Here is a 1,193-nt window from a genome sequence, read left to right on the forward strand (position 1 = left end):
ACGAACCGACAACCGCACTTGACGTTCTTGCCCAGAAAAAGGTTTTGGGATTGATAGATAAGACGAAAGAAATGTTTGACACGGCAACGCTTCTCATTACTCACGATATGGGTGTTGTGAATGAGGTGGCCGATAAGGTTGCAGTTATGTACAAAGGCGTAATTATGGAAAAGGGAGAGAAGGATAAGGTTCTCCATTCGCCGGTTCATCCTTACACGAGGCTTCTTATATCGTGTGTTCCAAAGTACGACATTCATGATACCTCAATTCCAGATATCCCTCTTGAGGATAGAAAGGTTGAAGGTTGTCCTTTTGCACCAAGATGCCCGGTAGCTTCAGAAAAATGCTTTAAGGAACTTCCAGAACCTGTCATTGTGAATGGTAGAGAGGTTGCCTGTTTTAATGTTGATGAGAATTGAAGATATTCGGATTAATGTTGTAAGGAGCAACAGGAAGACAGTTTCTATAGAGGTTACCCCCTCCGGTGATGTTCTTGTGAGAGCACCAGAAGATGTTTCTATTAATTCTCTTAAGAACTTTGTCTCTAAACATAGAACCTGGATAGTTAGTAAGCTTGGGAAGGTTCGGGAAAGGAAAAGATATTTGGGTAAAAGAGGTTTTAAAAACGGTGTTCCTTTCTTTTTCCTCGGCAAATCTTATCCTTTGAAGATAGTGAGCTCTCATCTTCCACTTGAGTTAAGAGGTGGAATGTTTTTTCTTTCTTCCAGCTATCTGCAGCATGCAAGAGACATTTTTATCAGTTGGTATAAAAAGGTAGGACTTCCTTATGTTGTTCGGCGTGTAGAGTTTTTTACAGGTGAGATTTTTCGTTTTAAAGGTGTGAAGATTACACGGGCTGAGAAGAGGTGGGGGTCCTGTTCAAGGAAAAATGGCCTCTGTTTTTCATACAGGGTTTTAATGCTTCCTGAAGAGATTATAGATTATGTTGTAGTTCATGAAATTGCTCATATTCGTGAGAAAAACCATTCTAAGAGGTTTTGGGATTTGGTTGAATCACTTCTTCCCGATTTTAGAGAGAGGGACAGGTGGTTAAAGGTTAACGGGTGGAAGTTTGTTTTGTAAGCAAATTTTGGGATAAATTATCAATTATAAATTTTTTTGGAGACGGTTATGGAGAAGTTTAACGTTGTTTTTATGGGAACACCCGATTTTGCTGTTCCTTCCCTTAAAGG

General features: G+C 39.7%; 2 protein-coding genes. Both read left to right on the forward strand.

What is annotated here, in order from left to right; genetic code table 11:
* On the forward strand, positions 1-419 hold a 419-nt coding region (locus MV676_RS07205; protein ID WP_343214962.1), incomplete at its 5' end, for an oligopeptide/dipeptide ABC transporter ATP-binding protein.
* Positions 403-1,083 carry a SprT family zinc-dependent metalloprotease gene (locus MV676_RS07210; RefSeq protein WP_022847089.1) on the forward strand — a complete coding sequence of 227 codons (681 nt, stop codon included), beginning with the start codon at positions 403-405 and terminating at the stop codon, positions 1,081-1,083. The genes MV676_RS07205 and MV676_RS07210, both read left to right, overlap by 17 nt.
* Positions 1,084-1,193: the final 110 nt, after the last annotated feature.

This window comes from Desulfurobacterium sp. (genome assembly GCF_027028515.1).
GTDB lineage: Bacteria > Aquificota > Aquificia > Desulfurobacteriales > Desulfurobacteriaceae > Desulfurobacterium_A.

Coding starts and splice junctions, on each gene's coding strand:
- MV676_RS07210 (WP_022847089.1), top strand. CDS start 403: ATGTTGATGAGAATTGAAGATATTCGGATTAATGTTGTAAGGAGCAAC.